This window comes from Streptomyces botrytidirepellens (assembly GCF_003721215.1).
GTDB classification, from domain to species: domain Bacteria; phylum Actinomycetota; class Actinomycetes; order Streptomycetales; family Streptomycetaceae; genus Streptomyces; species Streptomyces himastatinicus.
This window is the reverse complement of sequence record NZ_RIBZ01000179.1, coordinates 104,266-111,188: the sequence shown is the minus strand read 5'-3', so window position 1 is coordinate 111,188 and position 6,923 is coordinate 104,266. Positions and strand designations below refer to the sequence as shown.

Here is a 6,923-nt window from a genome sequence, read left to right as displayed (position 1 = left end):
CCGCGGGGTGTGCGTGAACGTGCGGTGCGGGCGCGGCGCGGCCGCCGGGGTGCGGGGCGCCGCGCTCGCCGTGCTCGCGCCCGCACGCGGCTCCGCTCTCGTATGTCGCTGTCCGTCCAGGGTCACCGTCTCGCCCCGGCAGCCCGCCACGAGCGCCGCCGCGGCGGCCGTGGCGAGTGCGGTGCGGACGACCGATCTTCCGTGCATGGATCCCCCTCTTCACCGGTTCGTCGCCCGGAATGTTGCCCGGGGCTGCCATGCGCCGAACATCGGCGCATGCTGTGAAGAAGGCCCTGAATGGGCACAAGGGCAGGTATAAGCCACCAGAAGGCAGGGACCCATGGCGCGCGAGTCGGAGTCGGGATTCCCGATCGAGCCGGTGTACGGGCCCGGTCGCGACCGCGGCGCGCTCGGCGAGCCCGGTGCGTACCCCTTCACCCGCGGCGTCTATCCGTCGATGTACACCGGCCGTCCGTGGACGATGCGTCAGTACGCGGGGTTCGGCACCGCCGCCGAGTCCAACGCCCGCTACCGGGAGCTGATCGAGCACGGCACGACCGGCCTTTCGGTCGCGTTCGACCTGCCCACCCAGATGGGCTACGACTCCGACGCGGCGCTTGCGCACGGCGAGGTCGGCAAGGTCGGCGTCGCCATCGACTCGATCGAGGACATGCGGATCCTGTTCGACGGTATTCCACTCGACCAGGTCTCGACGTCGATGACGATCAACGCGCCCGCCGCGCTGCTGCTGCTCCTCTATCAACTCGTCGCCGAGGAACAGGGGGTGCCGGGGGAGCGGCTGACCGGCACCATCCAGAACGACGTCCTCAAGGAGTACATCGCGCGCGGCACGTACATCTTCCCGCCCGCGCCCTCGCTGCGGCTCATCGCGGACATCTTCCAGTACTGCCGGGCCGAGCTGCCCAAGTGGAACACGATCTCGATTTCCGGCTATCACATGGCCGAGGCCGGTGCCTCGCCCGCGCAGGAGATCGCGTTCACGCTCGCGGACGGCATCGCGTACGTCCGTACGGCGCTCGCGGCGGGCATGGGTGTGGACGACTTCGCGCCGCGCCTCTCCTTCTTCTTCGTCTCCCGTACGACCCTCCTCGAAGAGGTCGCCAAGTTCCGCGCCGCGCGCCGGATCTGGGCGCGGGTGATGCGCGAGGAGTTCGGGGCGCGCGATCCGAAGTCGCAGATGCTGCGCTTCCACACGCAGACCGCGGGCGTCCAACTCACCGCCCAGCAGCCCGAGGTGAACCTCGTCCGGGTCGCCGTCCAGGGGCTGGCGGCGGTGCTCGGCGGTACCCAGTCGCTGCACACCAACGCCTTCGACGAGGCCATCGCCCTGCCCACCGCCACCTCGGCCCGGCTCGCGCTGCGCACGCAGCAGGTGCTGGCGTACGAGACGGATGTGACGGCGACCGTCGACCCGTTCGCGGGCTCGTACGCGGTGGAGGCGCTGACCGACGCCGTCGAGGAGGCGGCGGTGGACCTGATGCGCCGGGTGGAGGATCTGGGCGGGGCCGTGGCCGCCATCGAACAGGGCTTCCAGAAGGACGAGATCGAGCGCAACGCGTATCGCATCGCCCGCGAACAGGAGGCGGGGGAGCGGGTGGTGGTCGGGGTGAACCGGTTCCGGACCGACGCGGACGAGCCGTACGAGCCGCTGCGCGTGGACCCGGCCATCGAGGAGCGCCAGCGCGACCGGCTCGCCCGGCTGCGGGCCGGGCGGGACCGCGCGGCGGTGGGGGCGGCGCTGGCGGCGCTGAAGAAGGCGGCCGAGAGCGAGCCGGGCACGGCCAATGTGCTCTACCCGATGAAGGACGCGCTCGCCGCGCGGGCCACGCTCGGCGAGGTGTGCGACGCGTTGCGGGAAGTGTGGGGCACGTATGTCCCGGCTGACGCATTCTGAGCGGTAACGGACGGACACCTGCTACGTGGTCACCCCCGCCTCCGCTATGACGGCGCGTCCCGCCTGGGCGAAGGCGGGTTCGGCCCGGAAACTCGCCCGGGACATCCGCGGTGGGTGAGCGACACTGGGGTCATGTCTGCTCCCCGCCGCACCTGTCCGGTCTGCACCCGTGAGATCGCGGTGGTCGGCGGGCGCTTCGCCCGCCACGATCCGCCCGGCCGCCGCTCCGACTACGAGCTGGTCTCGTGCCCCGGGTCGCGGCGGATCGCGCCGCTGCTGACCACCCCGCCGAAGCTGTTCGGCGGGGACGAGCCGCCGACCCCGGGTCAGCAGCCGCTGTTCTAGCTAGCTCACGAGCCGGGAGGCGATCACGACGCCGGGGCCGGACTCGGCCAGCGCCTCGCTGAGCCGGTCGCCGGCCGCCGTCAGCGCGGCGTCGTCCATCGGCCCGAGCGCGTCCAGCACGAACATGGCGCGGGTGGTGGTGTGGGTGAGCCGGGTGCGGGTGCACTGCCGCCAGTTCCAGCGACGGCACGTGACGCCCGCGTCGTCCCGCCACACCACCTCGCCGGGCGCAGGGTGCTCCACGGCGGGCTCGCCGCTCGCCGTCGTCTCGAACGCCTCGTCGCCCGTGGCGCGCACCAGCCGGGCTGCGCCGGTGTAGTGGTCGAGGTCTTCGCCGCCCAGCGGGATCACGTGGGCGACCGAGATCGCGTTGTAGAGGTCCGTCAGCCGGTCCACCCGGGGCAGTCCGGCATCCAGCCTGCGCAGCAGCGCCTCCGCGCTGGGGCGGGTGCGCTGCGGCTTCGCGCCGAATCCGCGGAACGCCTCGCGCCATGCGGCCAGATGCGGATGCTCCTCCACCGGCCCGTCCCCGAAGCGCTCCCGCGCCTCCGTCTCGGCGGCCGACAGCCACTTCTCGCTCAGCTCGTCACTGGGCCCTGGGCGCAGGCCCTCGGCGGTGATGAGCAGCGCGCGGTAGTCGGGGCGCAGCGCGTGCACGGCGGGGTCGACGGTGGCGGAAGCGAGCCAGTGGGATGCGGTGGACGTCGTCATGCAGTCCACTATGACATACGCGTCGGTGCAGTTTTATGCACCGTCCGGGGTCCTGTCCGCGGTCCTAGAACAGGCCGATCTGGACGGTGAGCATCGCCATCACGATGGCGAGGACCCAGCCGATGGCGTGCTCCACCAGCTTGTCGTGGTCGGAGCCGGAGGGGCCGCCGGTGCCGGTGCGCGGGACGGCGATCTCGGTCATGCGGGTCGTCCTTGCTGCTTGGAGAAGCTGAGTCTGCTTATCGATGCTGAGTCTGCTTGGAGATGCTGAGGAGGATGGTGATGATGGTGATGAAACGGGCAACCACTGTTGCCCAGGGTGCGTGGCGTCCCCTCCCCGGGTAAAGGGGGAGTGGCCTAATTCACCTAGGTGTGAGAGCGAGGAGGTCCATCGTTGACCAGCGTCATTCCGAAGGGGCTGGGCCAGCAGGTCAAGGCGCTGGCCGACGGCGAGGTGACCTCGCGGGCGCTGGTCGAGCAGGCGCTGCGCCGCATCGCCGAGACTCAGGCCACCCTCAACGCCTTCCGGCGCGTCCGGGCCGAGGCCGCGCTGCGCGAGGCCGCCGACGCCGACCGGCGGCTGGCGGCGGGTGAGCGGCTGCCGCTCCTCGGGGTGCCCATCGCGGTCAAGGACGATACGGACGTGGCGGGCGAGCCGACCGCCTTCGGCTGCTGTGGCGACTTCCCGGCCAAGACGGAGGACGGCGAGGCGGTACGGCGGCTGCGGGCGGCCGGGGCCGTGATCGTCGGCAAGACGAACACGCCCGAGCTGGGCCAGTGGCCGTTCACCGAGGGCCCCGCCTTCGGCGACACCCGCAACCCCTGGAACCTCGCCCACACCCCCGGTGGCTCCTCCGGCGGCGCCGCGGCCGCCGTCGCCGCCGGGCTGGTCCCCGCCGCGCTCGGCTCGGACGGCGCGGGCTCGGTCCGCATCCCCGCTGCCTGGACCCATCTCGTCGGCATCAAACCGCAGCGTGGCCGGATCTCCACCTGGCCGGACGCCGAGTCCTTCAACGGCATCACCTGCCACGGCCCGCTCGCCCGCACCGTCGCCGACGCCGCCCTGCTGCTGCACGCGGCCAGCGGCAACCGTGACGGCGACCTGCACTGTCCGGACCCCGTGGACGTGCTGTCCGCCCCGGGCCGCGACCCGGGGCGGCTGCGGATCGCCCTGTCGTTCAAGCCCGCCTTCACGGGCACGCCGAAAAGCCTGGACCCGGCCGTCCGCGCCGCCGTCACCCGGCTCGCCGAACGGCTCGCCGCCCTCGGCCACGAGGTCGAGGAGGCCGAGCCGCGCTACGGCGCCGTCGGGCTCGCCTTCCTGCCCCGCGCCACCGCGGGCCTGTGCGAATGGGCGGCCCGCGTCCCCGATCCGCTCCTGCTGGACGTCCGCACCCGCGCCGCCGCCCGCAACGGCCGCCTCCTGCGCGGCACCGCCCTGCGCCTCGCCCGCGCCGCCGAAGAGCCCCTGCGGCGCCGGGTCGGGGCCATCTTCCAGCGGTACGACGTCGTCGTCTCCCCGACGACCGCCACCCCGCCCCCGCCCATCGGCGCCATGGCCCGGCTGTCCGGCTGGCACACCGACCGCGCGATGATCGCGGCCTGCCCGTACGCCTGGCCCTGGAACGTCCTGGGCTGGCCCGCCGTCAACGTCCCAGCGGGCTTCGCCGACCCCGCCACCACCCTCCCCCTGGGCGCCCAACTCCTGGGCCCGGCCTGTAGCGAACCCCTGCTGATCTCCCTGGCTGCCCAGCTGGAGGCCGACCAGAGGTGGTACGACCGCTGGCCGTAGGGCCGGGCTGCTCAGTCTGCCGGGCGTGTGCCCAGCGCCTTCGCCAGCGCGGACAGGTGGGTGTCCACCGGGCCGAGCGTCAGCAGGCCGCTGGCCGCGCCCGCCAGCTGGCCCGCGGCCGGGAGGAGGCGGGCGTGGGTTCGCTCCAGGGTGTCGCGGTCGCCGACGTCCCGGGCTACCGCCGCCTCCAGGCAGCACAGGGCCTCGTACAGCAGGTCCGCCGGTGGCTCCGGCAGGGCGCGCAGCGCCGTCCGTGCCTCGGCGGTGGCGCCCTCGCCGAGCAGGGCGAACGGTTCCGCCCAGGGGCGGTACGGGCCCCAGTCCGCGTCCAGGTCGACGGCCCGGCCCGCCTCCCGCGCGGAGCGCTCCCCGTCCGCCAGCCGTACGCACAGCAGCGCCAGCGGCAGCAGTCCCCGCTCCACGCCCGGCATCCCGGCGCCCTCCAGCCGTGTGGCCGCCGCCCGGTACGCGGCCTCGGCCCGGGCCGTCTCTCCGGCCGCGGCGAGCCGTAGCGCCCCGTACCACTCGGTGAAGACGCCCACGAGCGGCAGTTCGTGGCGCGCGCCCAGCCGGTCCGCGGCGGCGGCGTGCTCGTCCGCGGCCGGGAAGTCGCCGAGCGCGGCGCGCGCCTGGAGGCGGACCAGGTGGCCCAGCACCTCGTACGTCACCAGCCCGTGCCGGGCGGCCACCGAGATCAGCTCGGCGCCGATCGCGTCCCGCCGCGGCGCGAGCCCGGCGCGGGTGCAGGACTGCATGAACGCGCCGTTGAGGGCGAAGACCAGCAGCGCCGGATCGTCCAGCCGCCGGGCGATCTCCTCGGCCTCTCGCGCCGCCGCGGGCCCGCGCGGGGAGCGGGTGCCGCGCATCTCCAGCGCGATGGTGGCCAGCAGACGGCAGCGTGCCGCGCCGCCCCCGGGCAGGGAGGGCAGCGAGGGCAGCGCGGTCAGGGCACGTTCGGCCGCGCCGACGATCCGTTCCGCCAGCTCCGGATCGTCGCTACGGGTCCAGATCGCGGGCACGTCGTACGCGCCGATCACCCGCGCGGTCAGCTCCGGGTCGCCGCACTCCTCGGCGGCGGTGATGGCGGCCAGCCGGTGTTCGCGGGCCGCCTCCAGCCCCCCGCCGCCGGTCACCGCGAGGTTCCGGATCAGCCCCACCGCGGCCTCCAGCCGCGCCCGCGCCCCACCGCCGACCGTACGGTCGTAGACCGCCGCCGCCTCCGTCCACACCCGGGCCGCGACGCCTGCCCCGGCCTCCAGCCCGGGGTCCTGCGCCAGGATGTCCGCCTGGAGGCGGCGGAGGCGGGGGCCGGGGTCCAGGCCGAGCTGGTCGATCAGCGTGGTGCGGGCCCGGCGCAGGACGGCCAGCGCGTCCCCCTGGCGGCCCGCGCGGTACAGCGCGAGGGCCAGCAGGCGCCAGGCGTCCTCGCGCCAGGGGTGCTCGGTCAGGTGGGCGTCGAGGTCGGGGACCGCCTCGGCGGCGCGGTCCAGCGCGAGCAGGGTCTCGGCGCGCTGCTCGACGGCCCGGAGCCGCAGTTCGGCGAGGCGGGAACGTTCGCCACGGGCCCAGTCCGCCCGCTCGAACTCGGCGTACGCCGGACCGCGCCACAGCTCCAGCGCTTCGCCGAGCCGTCGCAGCGCCGCCGCGGGCGGCAGGTCCGTAGCGGCGGCGACGGCCGCCTCGAAGCGCCACGCGTCCACGGCGTCCGGCGCCGCCCGCAGCGTGTACCCGGGTCCCTCGGTGACCAGCAGCCGGGACCGGGCGCGCGGCGGACGGTCGGGTTCCAGGGCGCGGCGGAGGGCGCCGACGAAGGTCTGTACGGCGCCCACGGCCCCCGCCGGGGGCTCGTCCCACAGGTCCTCGACGAGTCGGGACACCGGTACGACCCGGCGGCGGGCCACGATCAGCCGCGCCAGCACCGCCCGGTGCCGCGGCCCCTTCAAAGCGAGCACGCCGCCGTCGCCCTCCGCCACCACCGGCCCGAGCACACCGAACGCGACCCGTTCCCACGTCACCCGGCCACCGTAACCGGGCGGCCAAGCCGGACTCCCAACGCCGGGCCCGCCACCGTGCCCGGCGCCTCGCGGCACCGTGCCCGGCGCCTGGCGGCACCCAGCGCGGAGCGTGGCGGCACCGAGCGCGGCGGCCTCGCGCCACCTG

6 protein-coding genes and 1 pseudogene are annotated in these 6,923 nt (G+C 74.8%); 3 read left to right on the top strand and 4 right to left on the bottom strand.

Features of this window, described 5'->3' with window-relative positions; all coding sequences use genetic code 11:
* Window positions 1–207, bottom strand: a pseudogene (locus tag EEJ42_RS50260) (hypothetical protein); the annotation flags it as partial.
* A gap of 133 nt (window positions 208–340) precedes the next feature.
* Here EEJ42_RS50260 and EEJ42_RS14230 point away from each other — a divergent pair.
* Window positions 341–1,915 carry an acyl-CoA mutase large subunit family protein gene (locus tag EEJ42_RS14230; RefSeq protein ID WP_123100306.1) on the top strand — a complete coding sequence of 525 codons (1,575 nt, stop codon included), beginning with the start codon at window positions 341–343 and terminating at the stop codon, window positions 1,913–1,915.
* 132 nt (window positions 1,916–2,047) lie between these two features.
* Window positions 2,048–2,260, top strand: coding sequence for a hypothetical protein (locus EEJ42_RS14225; protein ID WP_055546847.1), 213 nt, complete (start codon window positions 2,048–2,050; stop codon window positions 2,258–2,260).
* Here EEJ42_RS14225 and EEJ42_RS14220 read toward each other — a convergent pair whose 3' ends face one another.
* Window positions 2,261–2,971 carry a B3/B4 domain-containing protein gene (locus tag EEJ42_RS14220; protein WP_123100305.1) on the bottom strand — a complete coding sequence of 237 codons (711 nt, stop codon included), beginning with the start codon at window positions 2,969–2,971 and terminating at the stop codon, window positions 2,261–2,263.
* A 64-nt stretch (window positions 2,972–3,035) separates the two neighbouring features.
* The gene (locus tag EEJ42_RS14215) at window positions 3,036–3,173 is read right to left on the bottom strand and encodes an SCO1431 family membrane protein (RefSeq protein ID WP_123100304.1); all 138 of its coding nucleotides are present in this window, start codon (window positions 3,171–3,173) and stop codon (window positions 3,036–3,038) included.
* 192 nt (window positions 3,174–3,365) lie between these two features.
* Here EEJ42_RS14215 and EEJ42_RS14210 point away from each other — a divergent pair, with 192 nt between their 5' ends.
* Window positions 3,366–4,763 carry an amidase gene (locus tag EEJ42_RS14210; RefSeq protein ID WP_123100303.1) on the top strand — a complete coding sequence of 466 codons (1,398 nt, stop codon included), beginning with the start codon at window positions 3,366–3,368 and terminating at the stop codon, window positions 4,761–4,763.
* 11 nt (window positions 4,764–4,774) lie between these two features.
* On the opposite strand, the gene EEJ42_RS14205 is transcribed toward EEJ42_RS14210, so the two are convergent.
* Window positions 4,775–6,778 carry an AfsR/SARP family transcriptional regulator gene (locus tag EEJ42_RS14205; RefSeq protein WP_184503078.1) on the bottom strand — a complete coding sequence of 668 codons (2,004 nt, stop codon included), beginning with the start codon at window positions 6,776–6,778 and terminating at the stop codon, window positions 4,775–4,777.
* Between the last annotated feature and the right edge of the window lie 145 nt (window positions 6,779–6,923).